Annotated in this window: 1 protein-coding gene; it reads left to right on the top strand. The window is 47.9% G+C overall.

Features of this window, described 5'->3' with window-relative positions; all coding sequences use genetic code 11:
• Positions 1-511 (top strand): adenylyl-sulfate kinase (gene cysC, locus R7Z77_RS28605; protein ID WP_318137467.1); only part of this gene is annotated, 511 nt, incomplete at both ends.

Below are 511 nucleotides of genomic sequence, written 5' to 3'. Positions count from 1 at the left end.
AGTGCTTTGGTTTACTGGTTTATCTGGTGCAGGTAAGTCAACCGTCGCGGGCGCGCTGGAGAATCGTTTAGCTGAGTTGGGCTACCACACTTATTTGTTGGACGGTGACAATGTTCGTCATGGCCTGTGTAGTGATCTAGGCTTTTCTGAACAAGATCGGCGCGAAAATATTCGTCGTATTGGCGAGTTGGCGACACTGATGGCAGATGCGGGTTTGATTGTGTTGTCCGCGTTCATTTCTCCTCACCGTGCTGAGCGTCAACTTGTTCGCGATTTACTGCCCGAAGGTGAGTTCATTGAAGTGTTTGTGAATGCATCTCTCGAAGTGTGCGAAGGCCGAGATCCAAAAGGTTTATACAAAAAAGCGCGAGCAGGTGAGATCCCAAATTTCACGGGTATTGATTCAGAATATCAAGCGCCAATCAATCCAGAAATTGATTTGCCAGCAGGCGAGAAGAGCGTCGAAGAGTTGGTTGAGTTGTGTTTGAATGAGCTTAAACAGCGTCGTGTG

It is taken from the genome of Vibrio sp. 1401 (assembly GCF_033340295.1).
The sequence above is the reverse complement of the archived record's forward strand: the minus strand, read 5'-3'. Positions and strand labels throughout refer to the sequence as shown.